This is a genomic window from Pseudomonas sp. NBRC 111127 (assembly GCF_001320345.1).
Lineage (GTDB): Bacteria > Pseudomonadota > Gammaproteobacteria > Pseudomonadales > Pseudomonadaceae > Aquipseudomonas > Aquipseudomonas juntendi.
Genome location: NZ_BCBD01000291.1, coordinates 1 through 2,071, shown reverse-complemented (window position 1 = coordinate 2,071; position 2,071 = coordinate 1). Strand labels below are relative to the sequence as shown.

Annotated in this window: 1 protein-coding gene; it reads left to right on the top strand. The window is 56.9% G+C overall.

Annotation, left to right across the window (positions count from 1 at the left end; all coding sequences use genetic code 11):
* Window positions 1–2,063: DNA gyrase subunit B (locus APH30_RS26895; RefSeq protein ID WP_054914237.1), on the top strand; the 2,063-nt coding region annotated here is incomplete at its 5' end.
* Window positions 2,064–2,071 lie beyond the last annotated feature (8 nt).

Genomic DNA, 2,071 nt, shown 5'->3' with positions numbered 1-2,071 from the left:
TTGGGGTTTCGGTCGTAAACGCCCTCTCCGAGAAGCTGGTATTGACCGTTCGCCGCAGCGGCAAGATCTGGGAACAGACCTACGTTCACGGTGTTCCACAAGCGCCGATGGCGGTTGTGGGTGACAGCGAAACCACGGGCACCCATATCCATTTCAAGCCTTCGGCTGAAACATTCAAGAACATCCATTTCAGCTGGGACATCCTGGCCAAGCGGATTCGCGAACTGTCGTTCCTCAACTCGGGCGTCGGCATTCTGCTGAAGGATGAACGCAGTGGTAAGGAAGAGTTCTTCAAGTACGAAGGTGGCCTGCGAGCGTTCGTTGAGTACCTGAACACCAACAAGACGCCGGTCAACAACCAGGTGTTCCACTTCAATGTGCAGCGCGAGGATGGCGTCGGCGTTGAAGTTGCCCTGCAATGGAATGACAGCTTCAACGAAAACCTGCTGTGCTTCACCAACAACATTCCGCAGCGTGATGGTGGTACCCACCTGGTGGGCTTCCGTTCCTCGCTGACCCGTAGCCTTAACAACTACATCGAGCAGGAAGGTCTGGCAAAGAAGAACAAGGTAGCCACCACTGGTGACGATGCCCGTGAAGGCCTGACCGCGATCATTTCGGTCAAGGTCCCGGACCCTAAGTTCAGCTCGCAAACCAAAGACAAGTTGGTTTCCTCGGAGGTGAAAACCGCCGTTGAGCAGGAAATGAACAAGTACTTTGCCGACTTCCTGCTGGAGAACCCTAACGAGGCCAAGGCCGTCGTTGGCAAGATGATCGACGCTGCGCGTGCTCGGGAAGCGGCCCGTAAAGCCCGTGAAATGACCCGTCGCAAGGGCGCGTTGGACATTGCCGGCTTGCCGGGCAAATTGGCGGACTGCCAGGAAAAGGACCCTGCCCTTTCTGAACTGTACCTGGTGGAGGGTGACTCTGCAGGTGGCTCCGCCAAACAGGGCCGTAACCGCCGTACCCAGGCGATCCTGCCGCTGAAGGGTAAGATCCTCAACGTCGAGAAGGCGCGCTTCGACAAGATGATCTCGTCCCAGGATGTGGGCACGTTGATTACGGCGCTGGGGTGTGGCATTGGCCGCGAAGAGTACAACATCGATAAATTGCGTTATCACAACATCATCATCATGACCGATGCTGACGTTGACGGTTCGCACATCCGTACCTTGTTGCTGACCTTCTTCTTCCGCCAGTTGCCGGAGCTTGTCGAGCGCGGCTACATCTACATTGCTCAGCCGCCGCTGTACAAGGTCAAGCGAGGTAAGCAGGAGCAGTACATCAAAGACGACGAGGCCATGGAAGAGTACATGACCCAGTCGGCCCTGGAAGATGCCAGCCTGCACTTGGACGAGTCGGCGCCAGCGGTTGCCGGTGTACAACTGGAAAACCTAGTCAACGAATTCCGCGGCGTGATGAAAACGCTCAAGCGTCTGTCGCGCTTGTACCCAGAAGACATCACTGAGCATTTCATCTATCTGCCGGAAGTGACCGTCGAGCAACTGGGCGATCATGCTGCGATGCAAGCCTGGCTGGTGAAGTTCCAGGCGCGCCTGAGCAACAGTCAGAAGTCCGGCCTTGCTTATCAGGCCAGCCTGCGCGAAGACAAAGAGCGCAATGTGTGGCTGCCGGAAGTGGAAGTGACCTCCCACGGCCTGGCCAGCTACGTCACGTTCAACCGCGACTTCTTTGGCAGTAACGACTACCGTACGGTCGTGAAGCTGGGGGCCAACCTTTCTACCCTGCTGGGCGAAGGTGCTTATGTGCAGCGCGGCGAGCGCCGCAAGGCGGTCAGCGAGTTCAAGGAAGCGCTGGACTGGCTGATGAACGAAAGCACCAAGCGGCATACTATCCAGCGATACAAAGGGTTGGGTGAGATGAACCCTGAGCAGCTGTGGGAAACCACCATGGACCCAACCGTGCGCCGGATGCTCAAGGTCACCATCGAAGATGCAATCGCTGCCGACCAGATCTTCAACACCCTGATGGGTGATGCGGTCGAACCACGCCGTGACTTCATCGAGAGCAATGCCCTGTCGGTTTCTAACCTGGACTTCTGATCGGGTGT